This window comes from Asanoa sp. NPDC049475, assembly GCF_040676915.1.
In the GTDB taxonomy this organism is placed as follows: domain Bacteria; phylum Actinomycetota; class Actinomycetes; order Mycobacteriales; family Micromonosporaceae; genus Asanoa.
The window spans coordinates 125,515-146,497 of the sequence record NZ_JBFAPY010000001.1 but is presented as its reverse complement, the minus strand read 5'-3'; the positions used below and the strand labels follow the sequence as shown (position 1 = coordinate 146,497).

Annotated in this window: 16 protein-coding genes and 1 tRNA gene; 11 read left to right on the top strand and 6 right to left on the bottom strand. The window is 71.8% G+C overall.

Annotated elements, in window-relative coordinates; translation table 11 throughout:
* The first annotated feature begins 49 nt into the window (after nt 1-49).
* Together eccCa and mycP are read left to right on the top strand one after the other, a co-directional pair.
* Nucleotides 50-3,772 (top strand): type VII secretion protein EccCa, encoded by a 3,723-nt coding sequence (gene eccCa / locus AB0J88_RS00700; RefSeq protein ID WP_364354273.1) that lies wholly within the window; start codon nt 50-52, stop codon nt 3,770-3,772.
* A gap of 294 nt (nt 3,773-4,066) precedes the next feature.
* On the top strand, nt 4,067-5,326 hold the full coding sequence (gene mycP / locus AB0J88_RS00695; protein WP_364354607.1) for a type VII secretion-associated serine protease mycosin: 1,260 nt from the start codon (nt 4,067-4,069) through the stop codon (nt 5,324-5,326).
* Between the two features lie 362 nt (nt 5,327-5,688).
* On the opposite strand, the gene AB0J88_RS00690 is transcribed toward mycP, so the two are convergent.
* The 5 genes from AB0J88_RS00690 to AB0J88_RS00670 all read right to left on the bottom strand — a co-directional run bounded on the left by AB0J88_RS00690 (nt 5,689) and on the right by AB0J88_RS00670 (nt 10,573).
* Entirely contained in the window at nt 5,689-6,867 is a 1,179-nt protein-coding gene (locus AB0J88_RS00690) for a MarP family serine protease (protein WP_364354271.1), read from the bottom strand.
* Between the two features lie 619 nt (nt 6,868-7,486).
* Nucleotides 7,487-8,155 (bottom strand): CoA pyrophosphatase, encoded by a 669-nt coding sequence (locus AB0J88_RS00685; protein WP_364354604.1) that lies wholly within the window; start codon nt 8,153-8,155, stop codon nt 7,487-7,489.
* 103 nt (nt 8,156-8,258) lie between these two features.
* Nucleotides 8,259-8,897: a TlpA disulfide reductase family protein gene (locus AB0J88_RS00680; protein WP_364354268.1), complete on the bottom strand. Its 639-nt coding sequence runs from the start codon at nt 8,895-8,897 to the stop codon at nt 8,259-8,261.
* Complete coding sequence (nth, locus tag AB0J88_RS00675; protein ID WP_364354602.1) at nt 8,894-9,619, bottom strand: endonuclease III; 726 nt, start codon at nt 9,617-9,619, stop codon at nt 8,894-8,896. Before nth ends, AB0J88_RS00680 begins: the two co-directional genes overlap by 4 nt.
* A gap of 276 nt (nt 9,620-9,895) precedes the next feature.
* Nucleotides 9,896-10,573 (bottom strand): Crp/Fnr family transcriptional regulator, encoded by a 678-nt coding sequence (locus AB0J88_RS00670; RefSeq protein WP_089254691.1) that lies wholly within the window; start codon nt 10,571-10,573, stop codon nt 9,896-9,898.
* Between the two features lie 146 nt (nt 10,574-10,719).
* On the opposite strand from AB0J88_RS00670, the gene AB0J88_RS00665 reads away from it, so the two are divergent.
* The 9 genes from AB0J88_RS00665 to AB0J88_RS00625 all read left to right on the top strand — a co-directional run bounded on the left by AB0J88_RS00665 (nt 10,720) and on the right by AB0J88_RS00625 (nt 20,745).
* Complete coding sequence (locus AB0J88_RS00665; RefSeq protein ID WP_364354265.1) at nt 10,720-11,373, top strand: adenosylcobinamide amidohydrolase; 654 nt, start codon at nt 10,720-10,722, stop codon at nt 11,371-11,373.
* Between the two features lie 55 nt (nt 11,374-11,428).
* Nucleotides 11,429-12,607 carry a CapA family protein gene (locus tag AB0J88_RS00660; protein ID WP_364354262.1) on the top strand — a complete coding sequence of 393 codons (1,179 nt, stop codon included), beginning with the start codon at nt 11,429-11,431 and terminating at the stop codon, nt 12,605-12,607.
* A gap of 85 nt (nt 12,608-12,692) precedes the next feature.
* On the top strand, nt 12,693-13,283 hold the full coding sequence (locus tag AB0J88_RS00655) for a TetR family transcriptional regulator (protein WP_364354259.1): 591 nt from the start codon (nt 12,693-12,695) through the stop codon (nt 13,281-13,283).
* Nucleotides 13,284-13,293: 10 nt separating this feature from the next.
* Entirely contained in the window at nt 13,294-14,076 is a 783-nt protein-coding gene (locus tag AB0J88_RS00650) for a TIGR03084 family metal-binding protein (RefSeq protein WP_364354256.1), read from the top strand.
* Nucleotides 14,073-15,749 carry an acyclic terpene utilization AtuA family protein gene (locus AB0J88_RS00645; protein ID WP_364354253.1) on the top strand — a complete coding sequence of 559 codons (1,677 nt, stop codon included), beginning with the start codon at nt 14,073-14,075 and terminating at the stop codon, nt 15,747-15,749. The genes AB0J88_RS00650 and AB0J88_RS00645 overlap by 4 nt, the downstream gene beginning before the upstream one ends.
* Nucleotides 15,750-15,831: 82 nt before the next feature.
* Entirely contained in the window at nt 15,832-17,433 is a 1,602-nt protein-coding gene (locus tag AB0J88_RS00640) for a carboxyl transferase domain-containing protein (RefSeq protein WP_364354250.1), read from the top strand.
* Between the two features lie 10 nt (nt 17,434-17,443).
* Nucleotides 17,444-19,468 (top strand): biotin carboxylase N-terminal domain-containing protein, encoded by a 2,025-nt coding sequence (locus tag AB0J88_RS00635; RefSeq protein ID WP_364354247.1) that lies wholly within the window; start codon nt 17,444-17,446, stop codon nt 19,466-19,468.
* A gap of 27 nt (nt 19,469-19,495) precedes the next feature.
* A complete protein-coding gene (locus tag AB0J88_RS00630; RefSeq protein WP_364354244.1) occupies nt 19,496-20,653 on the top strand; it encodes an acyl-CoA dehydrogenase in 1,158 nt (385 codons plus the stop codon).
* A 19-nt stretch (nt 20,654-20,672) separates the two neighbouring features.
* A tRNA-Arg gene (locus AB0J88_RS00625) sits at nt 20,673-20,745 on the top strand.
* Here the strand turns inward: AB0J88_RS00625 and AB0J88_RS00620 are convergent.
* Nucleotides 20,746-20,883 carry a hypothetical protein gene (locus AB0J88_RS00620; RefSeq protein ID WP_364354241.1) on the bottom strand — a complete coding sequence of 46 codons (138 nt, stop codon included), beginning with the start codon at nt 20,881-20,883 and terminating at the stop codon, nt 20,746-20,748.
* Nucleotides 20,884-20,983: the final 100 nt, after the last annotated feature.

The following is a 20,983-nucleotide window of genomic DNA, read 5'->3' as shown; positions in this document are numbered from 1 at the left end:
CTACTATGAGCGACGCCCACGTTGCGCAGCGACATATCCGGGAGGCTCGATGTCGACGGTTTCGGTGCGTCGGCCGCCGCGCCGGCCCGCGCCCTCGATCCCGAGCGGCGAGCTGCGCGTCGAGGCGCCGCCGGAGCTGCCCCGGGCAACCGGCGGGCGCTGGCAACAGCTGATGCTGCTGCTGCCCATGCTGGGTGGCGGCGTCGCGATGGCGATGATGATGGGCCGAGGTGGTGGCGCGTTCTCCTATGTGGTCGGCGGGATGTTCGGCATCTCGTCGTTGGCGATGCTGGCCACCTCGTGGGGCTACGGTGGCCCGCGCAAGGCCGAGCTCGTCGCGGCCCGTCGCGACTACCTGCGCCACCTGTCGCTGCTGCGCGGGCAGGCTCGGGCCACCGTCGCCCGGCAGCGCGCCGGCCTGTTCTATCGGCATCCCGACCCTTCGCGGCTGTGGTCCACGGTCGACAGCCACCGGCTGTGGGAACGGCGCCCGGCCGACAGCGACTTCGCCGTGGTCCGGGTCGGCCTCGGGCCCCAGTCGCTGGCCACCGCCCTGGTCCCACCGCTGAGCCGGCCGCCCGACGACCTGGAGCCGATGACCGCGGGTGCGTTGCGGCGCTTTCTGGACGCGTACTCCGTGGTCCCCGACCTGCCCGTGGCCCTGTCGCTGCGTGGCTTCGAGCGCGTGCACGTGCGGGGGTCGCCGTCCCTCGTCCGGGCTCTGCTGGCCCAGCTGGTGACGTTCCACGCACCCGACGACCTAGTGGTGGCGGTGGCCGCCGGCCCCGGGCGCCGGGCTGACTGGGAGTGGGTCAAGTGGCTGCCGCACGCCCGACATCCGGTGCGGTCCGACGCGCTGGGTCCGTTGCGGCTGGTCGCCGACACGGCGGCGGGGCTGGAGCGGCTCCTCGACGGGATCTCCGCGCACGTGGTCGTGATCGTCGACGGCGCCGGTCGTTTCTCGGGCACCGACGGGGTGACCGTCGTCGAGGTCGACGGGACGCCGCCGCGACTGCTGGACCCGGCGACCGTGGTGCTCACCCGCCGGCCGGACGGTGCGTTGGAGACGACCACGACGGACGGGGTGGCCGTGGTCGGTGTCGCCGACGGGCTCGACCTCGCGTCCGCCTCTGCGCTGGCCCGGCGGCTCGCCCCGCTGCGGCTGGCCGGCGTGGGCGGGGGTGGCGGGTTGCCGGACGCCGACGTCGGCCTCCTCGGAATCGCCGAGCCTGACGCCTGGACGGTCGCCGAGGGATGGGCACCGCGCTCGCAGCGAGATCAGCTCCGGGTGCCGATCGGGGTGGCCGTCGACGGGAGCGCGGTCGAGCTGGACCTCAAGGAGTCGGCGCTCGACGGCATGGGTCCGCACGGCCTGCTGATCGGCGCGACCGGGTCCGGCAAGTCGGAGCTGCTCCGGACGCTGGTCCTCGGGCTGGCGGCAACGCACTCGTCCGAGGACCTCAACTTCGTCCTGGTCGACTTCAAGGGCGGTGCCACGTTCGCGAGCCTCGACCGGCTGCCGCACACGGCCGCCTTGATCACCAACCTGGCCGACGAGCTGCACCTGGTCGACCGGATGGTCGACGCGGTCAACGGCGAGCTGATCCGCCGGCAGGAGCTGCTCCGGCGGGCGGGCAACTATGCGAGCCGGCGCGACTACGAGCAGGCCCGGTCGGGCGGCGCTGAGCTCGCGCCGTTGCCTTCGCTGCTCGTCGTGTGCGACGAGTTCTCCGAGCTGCTGTCCGCCAAGCCCGACTTCATCGACCTGTTCGTGCAGATCGGGCGGTTGGGGCGGTCGCTCGGCGCACACCTGTTGCTGGCCTCGCAACGCCTCGAAGAGGGTCGGCTGCGCGGCCTGGACACCCACCTGTCCTATCGGATCGGGTTGCGGACGTTCTCGCCGTTCGAGTCGCGGGCCGTGCTCGGGGTGCCGGACGCCTACGAGCTGCCTCGAGCGCCCGGCCATGCCTATCTCAAGGCCGGGACCGATCCGTTGCGTCGGTTCCGGGTCGCGTACGTGTCCGGTCCGGTGCGTCGGCCTTCTGCTGCCGCGACGGTGGCTCCGCAGGTGCTGCCGTTCACGACCTCGCCGGTGGCGTCGGCCGCGGCCCCGCTCGCTCCTCCCGATGGGCCGAGTCTGTTCGAGGCGTTGGTCGACCGGATCGCCGGGCAGGGTCCGCCGGCCCATCGGGTCTGGCTGCCGCCGCTGGCCGAGCCGGCGACCTTCGACGAGGTGCTCGGGCCGCTCGTGGTGGTGCCGGGGCGCGGCCTGACGTTCGCCAACCCAGAGCTGCGCGGTGCCCTCCAGGTGCCGGTCGCGCTGGTCGACCGCCCGCTCGACCAGCGCCGTGACCTGCTCTGGTTCGCCCTCGACGGCGCGGCCGGGCACGTCGCGGTGGTCGGCGCGCCGCGCAGCGGCAAGTCCACGGCCTTGCGCACCCTGGTTTGCGGCCTGGCGCTGGCGCACACCCCTGACGAGGCCCGCTTCTACTGTCTCGACTTCGGCGGCGGCACCCTGAGCGCGCTGCGCGACCTGCCGCACGTCGGCGGAGTGGCCGGCCGGCTCGACCCGACCGCGGTCCGCCGCACGGTCGGTGAGCTGGGCACCCTGCTCGCCGCTCGGGAGCGCGACCCGGTCGCCGGGCAACCGCACGTCTTCCTCGTGATCGACGGCTGGTCGACGTTGCGCAACGAGTTCGAAGACCTGGAGCCGGTGGTCGCCGACCTGGCCTCGCGCGGCCTGGCGTACGGCGTCCACGTCCTGGCCTCGGCCAACCGCTGGCTCGACCTGCGCCCGGCCATTCGCGACCTGTTCGCCGCCCGCCTGGAGTTGCGGCTCGGCGATCCCAGCGACTCGGTGATCTCCCGGGCCGCCGCCGGCTCGGTGCCGGCCGACCGCCCTGGCCGCGGCATCACCAGCGAGGGGCTCCAGCTTCTGACGCTGCGGCCGGCGTTGACCGGCGACGTCCCGCTGGCCAAGGCCGTGGCGGCCGCGTGGACCGGGCCGCCCGCGCCGCCGGTGCGACTGTTGCCGCCCTCGGTTCCGTACGCCGATCTCGATCAGAACGCGACGACCGGGCTGACCCTGCCGATCGGCATCGCCGAGGCCGACCTCGGCCCGGTGGCGGTCGACTTCGCTGCAGACCCGCACTTCGTGCTCTTCGGTGATCAGGAGTGCGGCAAGTCGTCGTTCCTGCGTGCTCTCGCCGCCACGGTCACCGGGCGCTTCACCCCCGAGCAGGCGCGCCTGATCGTCGTCGACTACCGCCGCAGCCTCCTCGGAGCCGTCCAGACCGATCATCTGATCGGGTACGGCACGGCCGCGGCGGACACCGAGGAGCTGATCGAGTCGGTGGCGGGCTACATGCGGCGCCGGCTGCCGCCGCCCGACGTCACGCCCGCGCAGTTGCGCGCCCGGAGCTGGTGGACCGGGCCGGAGCTGTTCGTGCTGGTCGACGACTACGACCTGGTCGCGGCCGCACCCGCCAATCCCCTGCTCGCGTTGGCCGAGTTCCTGCCTCAGGCCCGCGACATCGGGCTGCACCTGGTGCTGACCCGGCGCACGGGCGGCGCGGGCCGGGCGCTCTACGACCCGATCGTCCAGCGGCTCCGCGAGCTCGCCACGGCCGGCCTGGTGATGTCGGGCGATGCCGACGAGGGTCCGCTGGTCGGCTCCGTCCGGCCCAGTCCGCTGCCCGCCGGCCGCGGTCGCCTGGTGACCCGCAAGACCGGCACCCGCCTGGTCCAATTGGCCCACCTTTCAGCGCGATGACCCACGCAAGAGCAGCGATCGATGGATCACTCTGCGCACACGTCCGAGGTCAGCGGCCCGTACCTCGGACAATGGCGAACTGGTCGCACATTGTGTGTCCCGAACAGGTGGGACCTCGGGGTAACCTCCCAGCACAGGAACTTCCCGGGGTGAAAAGGCCGTGAGGTGACGAGGCTGACGCACCAGCGCCGAAGCGCCGTCCCACGGCTGGGTGGGTCGGCGTTGGTCGCCATGGCGGCGACCCTGGCCCTGACCGCCGCACCGCTGCCGATCCCGCCTGGCCACATAGGTCCGATGAGCCACGGCCAGGCCGCAGCCCGCACGCCGATGCTCCCGATCCCGTCCGACTCGGTGCGCGACGAGCAGTGGCAGCTCGGTGAGCTGAAGGCCAAGACGGCCTGGCGCTACTCGACCGGCAGCGGCGTGATCGTCGCGGTGATCGACTCGGGCGTCGACGCCACCCACGAAGACCTCGCCGGCCAGGTTCTGCCGGGCAAAGACCTGGTCAAAGAGGGCGGCGGCGACGGCCACACCGACCCGGTGGGCCACGGCACCACGGTCGCCGGCCTGATCGCCGGCCGCTCGGACGACGACGACGGCGTCATGGGCCTTGCCCCCAACGCCAAGATCCTCCCGATCCGCGTCCTGGACGCCGACAACCGCTACAGCGACGCGATGATCGTGGCGCGAGCGGTCCGCCTGGCGGTCGACAGCGGCGCCAAAGTCATCAACCTGTCCCTGGGCGGCTCGGGCACCAGCCCCGCCCTGGCAGCGGCCCTGGACTACGCCTTCGCCCGCGACGTGGTCGTGGTCGCCTGCACGGGCAACGTGCTGCCGGAGGCGACCACGAACGTGTGGTACCCGGCCCGGGAGCCCGGCGTGATCGCCGTAGCCGGCCTCGAGAAGGAGACCGACGTCCTCTGGACGGGCTCGATCACGGGCAGCGCGACGGTGCTGTCCGCACCCGCGACGGACCTGGTGGGCGCGAAGACCGGCGGCTTCTGGCGGGTCCGGGGCACCAGCTTCGCCGCGCCCCTGGTGTCGGCCTCGGCGGCCCTGGTCCGCTCGCGCTGGCCATCGATGCCGGCCGGCGACGTGGTCAACCGCCTGATCAACACGGCCGACGACCTGGGCGCCCCGGGCCGCGACAGCACCTACGGCTTCGGCCGGGTCGACCCGCTGGCCGCCCTGACCACCCAGTTGCCGGGCGTGGCGCGCAACCCGCTCGACGACAACAAGTCCCCGGGCGTGGCCGGCTTCGGCCGGGCACCGGGCCAGGGCACGGACACCGTCACCGGAGGCGGCGCCCACGAGCCGGGCACGACCTCGGGCGCGTCGGGCGCTTCGGGTTCGGCGGCCCAACGCTCCGCGACCCCGACGAACCCGGCCCGCCCGGTCGGTTGGCGAATAGCCGCAGCGATCTCCCTGCTGGTCCTGGCCGCCGGCGTGGTCTTCGTGATCCTGTTCTCCCGGCATCCGGCGATGGCCCTGCTCGCGGGGCGCTCGAGCCGCTGGGCGCGCTCGCGAACCCGCGAACCGAAACACGGCCGCTGAGCTTTCCTGATCTCCTCGGTCATGGCTGGCTGCGGACGCTCCGAGCGCTTGGGTCCGCACGGCTCGCCTCCGGCCAGTGAACTGGCTACAACGGTCCGGAGCCGAAGTCTGGGACCCCGCCGGACGCTCGACCGCGGCCCTGCTCGGCTCGCCTCCGGCCAGTGAACTGGCTACAACGGTCCGGAGCCGAAGTCTGGGACCCCGCCGGACGCTCGACCGCGGCCCTGCTCGTTGAGGCTCGCGCAGCGTGCCGGGCATACACCGGGCATCTCGCCTGCGGCGACACGGTCGATTGTCGGCAGCCGTTGGCGCCGGTTCGAGGTCCGCCTCTGGACGTCGACGACTCCGGGATGTCCTCGGGGTCAGACGCACTCGCCGGTGGCGGTGGCCTTGGTGCGTTGGATGCCCGCCGTGGCGACCCTGGAGGCCTCGTCGGCGGTCACCGCGAACCCGGTGTTCCGGTCGTCCGCGGCGGCGGCGAAGATCACGCCGAGGACGGTGCCGTCCGGGGTGACCAGGGGGCCGCCGGAGTTGCCGCTGCGTACCAGCGCTCGGATCGTGTAGATCTCCCGCGTCACCTCGCCGGACTCGTAGATGTCGGGTCCGGTGATGTCGCCGACGTCCCGGATGCGGGCCGACTGGGCGTTGTAGGGCCCGTCCAGCGGGAAGCCCAGCACGATCGCGTCGGCCTCGGCGCGGGCGAGGTTGCGGGCGAACGGCATCACCGGCGCCTCGAGGTCGGGCACGTAGATGACGGCCAGGTCCCGGTTGGGGTCGTAGACGACCACCCGACCACTCTCCCGGTCGCCGTTGACCTCGATCGACACCCGGTCGGTGCCGGCCACCACGTGGGCGTTGGTCATGACGCGCTGGGGGGCGTACACGAATCCTGAGCCCTCGATGCGCCGCCCACAGCTCTGCGCGGACCCGAGCACCTTGACCACGGACCGCTTCGAGTTGATGACGACCTGCGAGTTGGCGAGCGCCGGGTCGGGGGCGGCCACCTCGCGGGCGCGGGTCGCGGTGAGCCCGCCGAACACGTCGGGGAACCCGCGGGTGTCGACGGTGTCGCGCAACGATTCGGAGAGGGCCTGCGCCTGCTCCGGCAACACCTTGTCGACGCCGTCGAGGAGAGCGCTGTTGCGTACGGAGCTGGCCAGCCAAGGCACCGACGAGGACCCGAGCGGCACCGCCACCAGCCAGGCGACGATCAGCACGGCCAACGTCGAGACCACGGCCCCACCGGCATCGTCGACCCGACGGCCGGCCGGGCTGGTGATCGCGTGCCGAAGACGGGCGCCGACCCAGCCGGTGAGCGCCTGCCCGAGCACCGCGAGCCCGAAGATCGCGACCAAAGAAATGACGACGCGAATCGCGCCGTCAGCGAAGCGTTGGGCCACCAGCGGCCCGACCTGAAGACCGATCAGCGCGCCGCCGAAGAACCCGCAGAAGGACAGGGCACCGATCACGAACCCCTGCCGGTAGCCGCTGACGGCGAACACAACCATCAGCAGAACCAGGACAAGGTCGACGGCGGACACCCTGACAGGGTACGGGCGTCCGGCCACCCACGCCCCTGCCCTGAGCGACTCGGCGACCCCATCAGTGGTCCCGACACCGTCGAATACGGACGCTCGTGCCCGAGCCGGATAAGTCGGATCTGGGACTCCTCGGCCTTGGTGACCGACGGGCCACCGCGTCCCGCACATGCTGACGGCCGCGGACGGTCGCACGGCCAGGGCCTGATGGCGGGAGAGCCGTGAGCGGCGCCCTCACTACGTGTCGTCGTTCGGCAACGTCGTGGGCGGCCTGGACCTGGTCGGCAACTCGACGCCGGCAATCGACAAGCTGAAATGGAGACGGCGCGCCAGGCCGCTCTCGACCGGCGCCAGCCATCGCCGCGCTGTCTCCGTCGGCGATCTGCTCGTTTCGTGGCTGGCGCCGCCGAAGCGCGCCGGTGCCCGGTCGAGGACACCGCCCCACGGGCCACCGCCTCGTCGTTGACGGCCCGGGCAGCCGCTCGAAGGCCGACCGGCGGTCAAGATCGGGCAGGCGCGGGCCAGCTCACGCCGCCGCCCATGCCCGCTGTGACGACCGCGAGAGATCGCTTCGCCGGCGAACCCGTCGCCGCCGACCGAGGCCAGCACGCGAGTTGTGCGGCTAAGGCTGCTCGTCAGCGTCCGCTGTCGCGGCGGGGGGTGGGGTTGCGGGTGGCAGGTCGGCGATTCGGTCCTGTGGCCACGGGCGGGTCCAGCCCGCCATGTCCAGCAGCGTCGACAGCACCCCCGCTGTGAAGCCCCACACCAGCATCCCGCGGACCTCGAAGGCTGGTCCGATCCAGCCGCTCGGGTGACGTAGCCGTAGGCGGTTGGCTGGGTCGGCCAGCTCTGAGACCGGCAGCCGAGCCACGTGGGCCACCTCGCCCGGGTCCCGAGGGGCCACCGGGTGCGGGCGGTGCCACCACGCGAGCACCGGCGTCACCAGGAAGTCGCTCGCCGGGATCCATAGCGTGGGCAGCTCGGCCAGGAGTGTCACGCTGCTTGGGTCCAGGCCGACCTCCTCGTCCGCCTCGCGTAGCGCGGTGGCGGACGGGTCGGCGTCGCCTGGGTCGGCCACGCCGCCCGGGAAGGCTGGTTGGCCCGCGTGGTTGCGTAGCGTTGCCGCTCGTTGCAGCACCAGGATGTCCGGGCCGCCGTCGGGCTCTTCGCCCAGCAGGACCAGCACGGCGCTGTCGCGGCCCTGGTCCGGGGTTGGTATCCGCGTGAAGTCTTCCGCCCGCGAGCGGTGCAGGCGGGACAGCAGCGGCGCGAACCAGTCCGGCAGGGACAGCTCGCCGGCCGACGGGCGGCGGCGGGCGCCTACGCCGTCAGGTAGCGCGTCTGGGAACAGTCTCGGGCCGCCCGTCGGCGCGCCGCCGTTGTCCCAGATTCCGTCAGCCAACCGGGACCGCCACCCCAAGGTGTCGTTGCACCAGGCCAGTCAGGGCTGCTTCGTCGAGCCGGGTGCCGTTGTAGAGGTGGACCACCTTGCCCGACCGGTCGACGAACAGGGTGACCGGCATGCCGGCCTGCTTCAAGGCGATGCGCACCTGCTCGCTCTGGTCGAACACGTTCGGGTAGCTCAGCCCGAACTCGCTGACCATGTCTTCGCCGTTGGAGCGCGAGTCGCGGGTGTCGACGCCGAGGAAGTGGATCAGGCCGGTCGTGCGCTTCGCGACCGCGTCGACCGCCGGTAGCTCGGCCCGGCACGGCTCGCACCACGAACCCCACAGGTTGATCACCGCTGGTCCGCGGACGTCGGCCAGCCGCAGGTTGCCGCCACCGAAGCACGGCAGCGACGCGGTCGGCAGTTTGACCGAGGTGGGCGCACCCGATCGAACGGCGGCGGACTCCGGCGGCGGCGCGGTCAACGCCTGGCAGTCGGCGAACGACACGTCCGGGGGCGCGGCCGAGCCGGCCGGCGCGGCGTCGCCGGAAGACGAGGGCGACGACCGGTTGGAGCACGACCGCACGCCGATGCCCGCGAGCAGACCGACGACCAGCAGGACGACCAGCGGCAGGTAGCGCTTCACGGCACGTCCGCCGCGAACGCCTGCTGCGGGACGACCGACGGGTCGATGCCGACAGCTTCTGCCAGCTCCGCGGCCCGCGGGCCCTTGAGCAGCTTGGCCGCCTGCACCGGATCGGTCGGGCCGGTGCCGTAGGACGGGCACAGCTTGGCCAGCGTGCAGGCACCGCAGGCCGGCTTGCGAGCGTGGCAGACCCGCCGCCCGTGGAAGATCACGCGGTGGGAGAGCATCGTCCAGTCGCGCTTCGGGAACATCGCGCCGATGGCATGCTCGATCTTGACCGGGTCGGTCTCGGCGGTCCAGCGCCACCGGCCGACCAGCCGCTGGAAGTGGGTGTCGACGGTGATGCCCGGGACGCCGAACGCGTTGCCCAGGATCACGTTGGCCGTCTTGCGGCCGATGCCCGGCAGGCTCACCAGGTCGGTCAGCTTGCCCGGCACCTGGCCGTCGAACCGCTCGACAAGCTGCTGGCCCAGCTTCATCACCGAGTCGGTCTTGTTGCGGAAGAAGCCCGTCGGCTTGAGGGTGACCTCAAGCTCGGCCCGGTCGGCGGCCGCGTAGTCAGCCGCCGTCGGGTATTGCGCGAACACCTTGGGCGTGACCTCGTTGACCTTCTTGTCGGTGGCCTGCGCCGACAGGATCGTCGCGACCGCGAGCTCCAGCGGGTTGCGAAAATCCAGCTCGCAGTGCGCATCCGGGTGGGTCTCCGCCAGGATGCGCCCCATCCGGCGAGCCCGCCGAGTGCGCCCGAGCTCGGTCTCCGTGTCGAAGGCGGCTGCTCTAGTCACGTGCCAAAGAGTATTCCGCGCCTACGACAACTCGGCGTCGCCATGCACCGATCCAGGTCAAGGCAAGATCATGACTCGGGTTCGCGGTGGTCCTGATCGTTCCTCCCGCGAGGGAACGCTTCGCTTGCCAGCTCCGTCGCGGGGCGCCGTCACCCCAAGCAAAGGGCACCTTGCCAACGCTTTCGCAGCGCAAGGTGCCCTTCCCAAGACCAGTCAGACGCGAGCGCGCCGAGCCAGCCGCTCCGGATCGAGGATGATGATCGACTTGCCGTCGAGGCGTAGCCAGCCGCGGCTGGCGAAGTCGGCCAGGGCCTTGTTGACCGTTTCGCGCGAGGCACCCACGAGCTGGGCGATCTCTTCCTGCGTCAGGTCGTGGGTGACTCGCAGAACGCCGCCGTCGCGGGTGCCGAAGCGGCCTGCCATCTGGAGCAGGTTCTTCGCCACGCGGCCCGGGACGTCGGTGAAGATCAGGTCGGCTAGGGCGTCGTTCGTGCGCCGCAGTCGGCGGGCCAGCACCCTCAGCAGCTGCTCGGCGATCTCCGGGCGGTTGTTGAGCCACGGCCGGAGCGCCTGCTTGCGGAGGCGGGCCAGGCGGGTGTCCGTGACCGCCGTGGCGGTGGCCGTGCGCGGGCCCGGGTCGAACAGCGACAGCTCGCCGACCATGTCGGACGGCCCCATCACCGCGATCAGGTTCTGCCGGCCGTCAGCGGCGCGGCGGCCAACCTTGATCTTGCCACTGAGCACGATGTAAAGGCTGTCGCCTGGTTCGCCCTCGTTGAAGACAATCTCGCCCTTGCGGGCCTCGATGGTCTCCATGTCCTTGGCGAGCGCCTCGGCCGCCTCCGGGTCTACACCCTGGAAGATGCCGCTACGGGCCAGAACCTCATCCATCGCGCACCTCAGTTCCACGAATGGCGCGGAAACCGCGCGCAGTCAGTCTAGGCGTACGCGCCGCCCGATCGGCCCGGCTACCCCCGGATAGTGATCAGTCCATGTGCTGGACCGACTCCGGTTGCCGCCTGCCTTATCGTCGTCGCGTGCCGTTCAAGCCCATTCTTACCGCGCGTCAGGAGAACGGCGAAAGTATCCCCCTCCTGGTCTGGCGCTTACCAGCCCCGATGCGGGCGATCAGTTCCGCCCCGCTGGGCGGCGGGATCGGCCCGGCGGAGTGGGTGGTCAACGCGACAGTGCCCATGTCGTACGCCCGCGAAGACCCGCAAGAGCACCTCGCCGCGCTGGCGGGCGATCTCGACCTCGATGGCCCCGGTGTCGGGTTGTTGACCGGAGTCGACGTGACGCAACGTGTTGCCGCGCTCGACGGGGAGGCTGAGGTCTGGGCGACCGTCGGCCTCGGGGCGCCGATCATGGCCGCCGCCGAGCGCGACCTTCCCCGGCAACACACCCCAGGAACGATCAACATCGTCGCCTTCGTCCCGGTACGGCTGAGCGAGGCGGCCCTGGTCAACGCTGTCGCGACCATCACAGAGGCCAAGGCTCAGGCGCTCTGGGAACTCGGCCTTGAGGCCACCGGCACCGCCACCGACGCGGTCACCGTGCTGTGTCCGCCGGACGGACCCGCTGAGCCTTACGGCGGGCCGCTTTCGGTCTGGGGTGCCCGCCTCGCCCGGGCCGCGCACCGGGCCGTCCGGGAAGGCGGCAGTCGGCCCAAGATCCCCTGGTCGGAGCGGTAGCCCATCCTACTGACGGAGGTGCCCACGGGTGCCTTCGGAACGATATGGTGCGCGCGTGTCTCACCCCGACTCACCCGATCGGCGTAGCCTGCGCCCGGCCATCGTGGCCGGTGTCGCCGTGCTCGCGTTGCTCGGCGTCGGGTTCGCGGCGGTCGCCGCGGTGGCCAAGGGCCGGAGCGACCCGGCCGCGGTCTGGGTCGCACCGACCGGGCCGTCGCCGACGGGCGACAGCACGACCGAAGAAGGCGACGCACCCGAGGAGCAGAAGTCGATCTCCCTCTCGGCGACCGGTGACATCGTCATGGGCAACGCGCCCAACCGGCTGCCGTCCAACGGCGGCAAGGGCTTCTTCGACGGCGTGAAGAAAGACCTCGTCGCCGACCTGGTGATGGGCAACCTCGAAGAGCCGCTCACGGAGGACACCGGGCGCTCGAAGTGCGGCGCCGAGTCGACGGGCTGCCACCAGTTCCGGGCGCCGCCGGGCTATGCCAAGCACCTCAAGGACGCCGGCTTCCAGCTGCTCAACCAGGCCAACAACCACGGCAACGACTTCGGGCCGGCCGGCTACGCGAACACCCAGGAGGCGCTGGAGAAGCAGGGCCTCGCGCACACCGGCGCCGTCGACCAGATCACGGTCGCCGAGGTGAAGGGCGTCAAGGTCGCCGTCGTCGGCTTCTCGTCGTACTCCTGGAACAACAGCCTCATCAACATCGCCAAGGGCAAGGCGCTGATCGCGAAGGCGGCCAAGCAGGCCGACATCGTCGTCGTGCAGGTACACATGGGCGCCGAGGGCTCCGGCCAGACCCGGGTGAAGCCCGGCACCGAGATGTTCCTCGGCGAGAACCGGGGCGACCCGATCAAGTTCTCCCACTCGATGATCGACGCCGGCGCGGACCTGATCGTCGGCCACGGCCCGCACGTGCTGCGCGCGATGGAGTTCTACAAGGGCCGCCTGATCGCCTACAGCCTCGGCAACTTCGCCGGTGGCGGCGGCACGCTCAACAACAGCGGCCCGCTCGGCCTGGGCGCGGTGCTCAAGGTCGAGCTCGAGCCCGACGGGTCCTGGGTCGACGGCAAGCTCGTCTCGACCAGGATGAACGGCGCGGGCAAGCCCGTCACCGACCCCGACGACGACAGCCTCACGATGATCACCGAGCTGACGGAGCAGGACTTCCCGAGAACCGGCGCCGAGTTCGACGACGAGACCGGCAAGATCAACCTGCCTGACGCGTAAGCCGGGGAAACGGGCACAACAAGACAAACAGCCGGCAGAAACAATCAGGCTTGACTGTTTGTTTCGCCCAGGCCATGCTCAGAAAATGCGGACCCCGCAACAGGAGCGCAGCCGGGTGACCCAGGCCCGCCTCCTCGACGCGGCCGTCGACAGCCTGGTCGAGCTGGGCTGGGCGGGCACCACGACGACCGTGATCGCCGAGCGGGCCGGCGTCTCCCGCGGCGCCCAGCTGCACCACTACCCCACCAAGGCCGCCCTCGTGATGGCGGCCGTCGAGCACCTCGCCGACCGCCGCGCCGCCGAGATCCGGGCCGAGGCGGCCAGCCTGCCCGCGGGGGCGCAACGGGTCGACCGGGTCATCGACATGCTCGCCGCCGCGTTCACCGGCCCGCTCTACGCCGCGGCCCTCGAGGTCTGGGTGGCCGCCCGCACCGACTCCGAGCTGCGCGCGGCGCTGGTGCCGGTCGAGGCCCGGGTTGGCCGCGAGCTGCACCGGCTCACCGTCGAGCTGCTCGGCGCCGACGAGCGCCGCCCCGGCGTACGCGAGTCCGTGCAAGCCACCCTCGACCTGATGCGCGGCCTGGGCGTGGCCAACCTGCTCTCCGACGACACCGCCCGCCGCGCCGCACTGTTACGCGAGTGGAAGCGCCACCTCGCCGCCGTGATCCGCGATTGAAGGAGGACCAGTGGTCGAGCTCGCCGCCCTGCTCACCGATCTCGACGCCGAGACCGCCGAGGTCGACGCGCTGGTGAACAACCGGCCGCAGGAAGACTGGGACCGCCCGACACCGAGCGCCGGCTGGACCGTGGCGCACCAGATCGCCCACCTGGCCTGGACCGACCACGCCGCGCTGCTGGCCACCACCGACGAAGCCCAGTTCGTCGCCCTGCTCGCGCCGCTGGCCGAAGACCCGGACCGGATCACTGACAAAGGAGCGGAGGACTTCCTCGCGCCGCCCGACGAGTTGCGGCAACGCTGGCTCGCGGGCCACCGCGAGCTGGCCGAGGCCCTGCGCGCCGCACCGGAAGGCAAGCGGATCCCCTGGTTCGGCAACCTGCTCGCGCCGCGGTCGATGGCCACCGCCCGGCTGATGGAGACCTGGGCGCACGGCCTCGACATCGCCGACGCGCTCGGTGTCACCCAGAAACCCACCGACCGGCTGCGACACGTCGCGTTCCTCGGCTTCCGCACCCTCGGCCACTCGTTCCTCGCCCACGGCCACGCCGTGCCCACGGAACCGGTCCGGGTGGAGCTCGCTGCCCCCGACGGCACGGTGTGGGCCTTCGGCCCGGAAGCGGCGACCGACCGGCTGACCGGCCCCGCACTCGACTTCTGCCTGCTGGTCACCCAGCGCCGCCACCCCAGCGACCTGGCTCTGGTCGCCACCGGCCCGGTCGCGACCGCATGGCTGGGCGTGGCGCAGGCGTTCGCCGGCCCGCCCGGCGCCAAGCGGGAGCCCGTCGCATGATCCGCATCGGCAACGCGTCCGGCTTCTACGGCGACCGGTTCACCGCCTGGCGCGAGATGCTCGACGGCGGCGACCTCGACGTGTTGACCGGCGACTACCTGGCCGAGCTGACCATGCTGATCCTCGGCCGCGACCGGGCGCGCGATCCGGCGCTCGGCTATGCCAAGACCTTCCTGCGCCAGCTCGACGGCGTCCTCGGCACCGCCCTCGACAAGGGCGTCAAGCTGGTCACCAACGCCGGCGGCCTCCATCCCGCCGGCCTGGCCCAGGCCATCAGGACCCTGGCCGAGGAGCGAGGGCACCAACCCCGCATCGGGTACGTCGAAGGCGACGCCCTGCTCCGCCCGGACGCGCTGACCGCCAACGCCTACCTGGGCGCCTTCGGCATCGCGGCCTGCCTCGACGCCGGCGCCGACATCGTGGTCACCGGCCGGGTCACCGACGCGGCCCTGGTGATCGGCCCGGCGGCGGCGCACTACGGCTGGGCGCGCGACGACTTCGACGCGCTGGCCGGCGCCACCGTGGCCGGGCACGTCATCGAGTGCGGCGCTCAGGCCACGGGTGGCAACTTCAGCTTCTTCACCGAGCTGCCCGACGGCGCCCGCCGCCCCGGCTTCCCCATCGCGGAGATCGCGGAAGACGGCAGTTCCGTGATCACCAAGCACCCCGGCACCGGCGGCGCGGTCACGGTCGAGACGGTCACCGCACAGCTGCTCTACGAGATCGACTCACCGGCCTACCTCGGCCCGGACGTGGTCACCCGGCTCGACACGGTCACCCTGGGCCAGCAGGGCCCGGACCGGGTCGCCGTCACCGGCGTGCGGGGCGCGCCGCCACCGCCCACGCTCAAGGTCGGCGTGGCCAACCTCGGCGGCTTCCGCAACACGATGACCTTCGTCCTCTGTGGGCTCGAGATCGAGGCCAAGGCGGCGCTGGTCCGCGGCCAGCTCGAGGACGTGGTGGGCAAGGAGGGCCTGGAGTTCACGCTGGCGCGCACCGACCACCCCGACGCCGTCGACACCGAGGCGGCCAGCGCCCTGCTGCACGTACACCTGAAGGACCAGGACCCGAAGCGGGCCGGGCGGGCGTTCTCGGCCGCCGCGGTGGAGCTGGCGCTGGCCTCTTATCCCGGCTGCACCTTGACCACCCCGCCGGGTGACGCGACCCCGTTCGGCGTGTTCACGGCCGACGCGGTGCCCCAGGACGGCGTCAACCACACGGCCGTGCTCCCCGACGGGCAACGGTTGACCATCCGCCCGCCGGTCCGCACCGCGAGCTGGCAACCGGTGCCGCAACACCGGGACACGCCGGTCCACGAGGGCCAAAAGATCAAGGCCGCGCTCGGCACGCTGCTCGGCGCCCGCTCCGGTGACAAGGGCGGCGACGCCAACCTCGGCGTCTGGGCCAGGAGCGACGCGGCGGCCGCCTGGTTGCTCGCCTGGCTGACCACGGACCGGCTCAAGGAGTTGCTGCCCGAGACGGCGCCGTTGACCGTCGAGCGGCACGAGCTGCCCAACCTGCGGGCGGTCAACTTCGTCATCCGCGGTCTGCTCGGCGAAGGAGTCGCCGCCTCGACGCGGTTCGACCCGCAGGGCAAGGCGCTCGGCGAGCTGTTCCGCGCCCGCGTCGCCGAGGTCCCGGCCACCCTGATCGGCGAAGAGGGCGCGACGTGATGCATGACAACCGCCGTGTCGACCGCACCGAGACGCTCGTTACGGAGGTGGCAATGGCCAAGGACGCCGGTGAGGGGTGCGCGTGACTGTCATGGAGACCGCGGTCGACCCGCGTAACCCGTCCTACCTGGAGAACCGCTCCGCGATGTTGGAGCGCCTCCACGAGTTCGAGGACGCGCTCGACGACGCCCGCTCGGGCGGTGGCGACAAGTACGTGAGTCGCCACCACGCCCGCGGCAAGCTGCTGCCCCGCGAGCGGATCGAGCTGCTGGTCGACCAGGACTCACCGTTCCTGGAGCTCTCGCCCACCGCGGCGTGGGGCACCGACTTCCCCGTCGGCGCCAGCGTGGTCAGCGGCATCGGCGTGATCGAGGGCGTCGAGTGCGTGATCGTGGCCAACGACCCGACCGTCCGGGGCGGCGCGATCAACCCGTACGCGTTGAAGAAGACCCAGCGGGCCGGCGAGATCGCCCTGGCGAACCGGCTGCCGCTGGTCAACCTGGTCGAGTCCGGCGGTGCCGACCTGCCCACCCAGGCGGAGATCTTCATCCCCGGCGGCGGCATCTTCCGTGACCTGACCCGGCTCTCGGCGGCCGGCATCCCGACCATCTCGGTGGTCTTCGGCAACGCCACCGCGGGCGGCGCGTACGTGCCCGGCATGTCCGACTACACGATCATGGTGCGGCACCAGGCCAAGGTCTTCCTGGCCGGCCCCCCGCTGGTCCGGATGGCGACCGGCGAGATCACCGACGACGAGTCGCTCGGCGGCGCCGCGATGCACGCCGGCACGTCGGGCCTCGCCGACTACCTGGCCGAGGACGAGCGCGACGGGCTGCGACTGGCCCGCAAGGTGGTCCGCCGGCTGAACTGGCGAAAGCAGGGCCCGGCGCCCCGGACGCACAACCCGCGACCGCCGAAGTACGACGTCGAGGACCTGCTGGCCATCGCCAGCGCCGACCAGCGGACCCCCTTCGACCCAAAGGAAGTTCTAGCGCGCCTGCTCGACGGCAGCGAGTTCGACGAGTTCAAGCCCGGCTACGGCGCCGCGCTGGTGACCGGCTGGGGTGAGCTGCACGGCTACCCCATCGGCGTGCTGGCCAACGCCCGCGGCGTGCTGTTCTCCGAGGAGTCGCAGAAGGCGGCCCAGTTCATCCAGCTCGCCAACGCCAGCGACACGCCGCTGCTGTTCCTGCAGAACACGACCGGCTACATGGTCGGCGCGGAGTACGAGCAGCGCGGCATCATCAAGCACGGCGCGCTGATGATCAACGCGGTGTCCAACTCGACCGTCCCGCACATCACGATCAACCTCGGTGCCTCGTACGGCGCCGGCAACTACGGCATGTGCGGGCGCGCGTACGACCCTCGGTTCCTGTTCACCTGGCCGAACGCGAAGTCCGCCGTCATGGGCCCGACCCAGCTGGCCGGCGTGCTGTCGATCGTGGCGCGGCAGGCGGCCGAGGCCAAGGGCCAGCACTACGACGAAGACTCCGACCAGGCGATGCGGATGATGGTGGAGCAGCAGATCGAGAGCCAGTCGACGGCACTGTTCCTCTCGGGCCGGCTCTACGACGACGGGATCATCGATCCCCGCGACACCCGCACCGTCCTCGGGCTGTGCCTTTCGGCTATCCACAATGCACCGATCAAGGGCGCCGAGGGCTTCGGCGTCTTCCGGATGTGAGGGCTCGCGCATGATCCGCAGACTGCTGGTGGCCAACCGGGGTGAGATCGCCCGCCGGGTCTTCGCCTCGTGCCGGCTGGTCGGCATCGAGACGGTGGCCGTCTACTCGGACGCCGACGCCGACTCGCCACACGTGGCCGAGGCCGACTACGCCGTGCACCTGCCGGGCAACGCCCCGACCGCGACCTACCTGCGCGGCGACCTGATGATCAGCGCCGCGCGCAAGACCGGTGCCGACGCGATCCATCCCGGGTACGGCTTCCTCTCGGAGAGTGCCGACTTCGCCGCGCTGGTGGCCGACAACGGGCTGACCTGGGTCGGCCCGCCGGCCAAGGTGATCGCCACGATGGGCTCGAAGATCGAGGCGAAGGCGCTGCTGGCCGACGCCGGCATCCCGATGCTGCCGACCTGGTACGAGGCCGACCGCGTCAGCGAGTTCCCGGTGCTGGTCAAGGCGTCGGCCGGTGGTGGCGGCCGCGGCATGCGGATCGTGCACGACCGCGAGTCGCTGCCGGAGGCGATCTCGTCGGCCCGGCGCGAGGCGGCGCTGGCGTTCGGCGACGGCACCGTGTTCATGGAGCGCTACGTCGAGAGCGCCCGGCACATCGAGGTGCAGATCTTCGCCGACACCCAGGGCACCGTGGTGCCGTTCGGCGAGCGGGAGTGCTCGATCCAGCGGCGCTACCAGAAGGTCGTCGAGGAGTCTCCGTCGCCGGTGGTCACGCCACAGCTGCGCGAGCAGCTCTGCGCGGCCGCGGTCGCCGCCGCGCGGGCGGTCGGCTACGTCGGCGCCGGCACCGTCGAGTTCCTGGTCGACGCCGTCGGCGGCGGCTTCTACTTCCTCGAGATGAACACCCGACTCCAGGTCGAGCACGGCGTTACCGAGCTGATCACCGGCTTCGACCTGGTGCAGCTCCAGCTCGAGGTGGCCGAGGGCAACCCGTTGCCACTCAACGCGCCGCCGCCGATGCGGGGTCACGCGATCGAGGTGCGGCTGTGCGCCGAGGACCCGGCCGCGAACTGGCTGCCGTCGACCGGCACGCTGCACCGGGTCCACATCCCGCAGGTCGCCGGCGAGTTCAAGCCGCTTCAGGCGCCCGGTCTGCGGCTCGACTCCGGGGTGCGGGACGGCTCGGTCGTCGCTGTGCACTACGACTCCATGCTGGCCAAGCTGATGGCGTGGGCGCCGACCCGGGCCGACGCGGCCCGGCTGCTCTCGGGCGCCCTGGCCCGCGCCGAGATCCACGGCGTGACGACCAACCGCGACCTGCTCGTGCGTACGCTGCGGCACCCGTCCTTCCGGGCCGGCGACATCGACACGGCGTTCCTGCAGCACCACCCCGAGGTGTTCGCGCCACTGCTCTCCTCGGTCGACGCCGTGCGGGTGTCCTGCCTGGCCGCGGCGCTCGCCGGCGCCGCCGCCCGGCGCGGCGACGCGACCGTCCTCGCCTCCCTCCCCTCCGGGTGGCGCAACGTCCCATCCCGATCGCAGACCACCGTGTACGACGGCCCGGCCGGCCCGGTCGAGGTCGGCTACCGGCTGGACCGGGCCGGTGACCTGGTCAACTGGTGGGTCCGGGCGGTCGACCCGGACGACCCGGACCTCGGCGGGCTCGGCCAGCCGCCGGCCACCGACGACCACCCGCCGGCGCAGGTGGTCTCGGCGGAGCCGGACGCGGTCGCCCTCGACGTCAACGGAATCCGGCTCATGTTCACCGTGCGCCGCGTCGACGACGTGTCCTACATCGACAGTCCTGAAGGCTCGGTCGCCCTCCAGGAGCTGCCCCGGTTCCCGCTGCCGTCGGCCCAACTGGCCGAAGGATCGTTGGTCGCACCGCTGCCCGGGCACGTCAGCCGGGTCATGGTCGTGCCCGGCCAGCGGGTCCGCCCCGGCGAGCTGCTGATGACGCTCGAGGCGATGAAGCTCGAACACCCCGTGTACGCCCCGTCCGCCGGCTACGTCTCCGCGTTGCCGGTCGGCCCCGGCTCGCAGGTGGAGACCGGTGCCGTACTGGCGGTCCTCAGTCCCGAGTAACTCTTAGAGAGTCGGAGGCCACCCCTCATGAACTTCGACCTGACCCCGGAGCAGAGCGACCTGCGCGATGCCGTGTCGTCCCTCGGCCGCCGCTACGGCCACGAGTACTTCATCGGCAAGGCCAAGGCCGGCGAGCACACCACCGAACTCTGGGCCGAGGCCGGCAAGCTCGGCTATCTCGGCGTCAGCATCCCCACCGAGTACGGCGGTGGCGGCGGCGGCATCACCGAGCTGACCATCGTCTGCGAGGAGCTGTCGGCCACCGGGTCACCGCTGCTGCTGCTCGTGGTCTCGCCGGCGATCATCGCCACCATCCTGGCCAAGCACGGCACGGAGGCGCAGCGCACCGAGTTCCTGCCGAGCCTGGCGGACGGCTCGCTGCTCATCGCGTTCGCGATCACCGAACCCGAGGCCGGCTCCAACTTCCACCGCCTCGGCACGGTGGCCCGGCGGGACGGCGACGAGTGGGTGCTCAACGGCCGCAAGTGCTTCATCTCCGGCGTCGACCACGCCGACTACGTGATGGTGGTGGCGCGCACCGAGGACGCGGCGACCGGCAAGCTCGTGCCGGCGCTGTTCCTGGTGCCCACCGACGCCGCCGGGCTGACGAAGTCCAAGCTGGACATGGAGATCGTTTCGCCGGAGAGCCAGTGGCTGCTCTACCTCGACGACGTGCGACTGCCGGCTTCCGCGCTCGTCGGCGACGGCGACGCGGGCCTCCCGGCCCTGTTCGCGGGCCTCAACCCGGAGCGGATCACGGTCGCCGCGATGAGCGCCGGCACCGGCCGCTACGCGCTGGACCGGGCGTCGCGCTACACCGCCTCCCGACAGGTCTGGGGCCGTCCGATCGGGACGCACCAGGGTGTGGCGCATCCGCTGGCGCACGCGGCGATCCAGGTCGAGCTCGCCCGGCTGATGGTCTACAAGGCGGCGGCGCTCTACGACGCGGGCCGCGACCTGGAGGCCGGGGTGGCGGCCAACATGGCCAAGTACGCCACCGCCGACGCGGCGGCGCTCGCCGTGGACACGGCGATCCAGGTGCACGGCGGCAACGGCATGACCACGGAGTACGGCGTCGCCACCCTGCTCGGCGCGGTGCGGGCGGGCCGGATCGCCCCGGTCAGCCGCGAGATGATCCTCAACTTCGTCTCGCAGCACGTACTCGGTCAGGAGAAGTCGTATTGATTGCTACCATCGGGCCGACGCGCCTGTAGCTCAACGGATAGAGCGTCGGCTTTCGGAGCCGAAGTTGGGGGTTCGAGTCCCGCCCGGGCGCACTAGCGACGCAGCAACAGGCGCAGCAGGTCTTTCGCGCGTCGTCGCCGGGCGGGGTCGGCCGACCAGAGATTGACCGCGACCAAAGCGCCGAGCAGTGCGGTCAACGGAAGCAGTCCGAGGGCCAGAGAGCGCATCATGCGCGAAGCGTGTCCGTCAAACCGTTCGAACTGGGTCGTCGCACACCGGAACCTGACGCCTGACAACGCTTCTGACGGGCGCCTTGACACGCTTGCGACC